The sequence below is a fragment of the Lactobacillus acetotolerans DSM 20749 = JCM 3825 genome, from assembly GCF_001436775.1.
GTDB lineage: Bacteria > Bacillota > Bacilli > Lactobacillales > Lactobacillaceae > Lactobacillus > Lactobacillus acetotolerans.
In genome coordinates, this window is the sequence record NZ_AYZC01000123.1 from 1 (window position 1) to 201 (window position 201).

1 protein-coding gene is annotated in these 201 nt (G+C 56.2%); it reads left to right on the forward strand.

The annotated features are described in order from the left end of the window. On the forward strand, nt 1-201 hold a 201-nt coding region (locus FC77_RS08510), incomplete at both ends, for a hypothetical protein (protein WP_201780931.1).

The following is a 201-nucleotide window of genomic DNA, read 5'->3' on the forward strand; positions in this document are numbered from 1 at the left end:
ACCGACTCAACCGACTCAACCAACTCAACCGACTCAGCCGACTCAACCGACTCAACCAACTCAACCGACTCAGCCGACTCAACCGACTCAGCCGACTCAGCCGACTCAACCAACTCAACCGACTCAGCCGACTCAACCAACTCAGCCGACTCAACCGACTCAACCAACTCAGCCGACTCAACCAACTCAACCGACTCAACC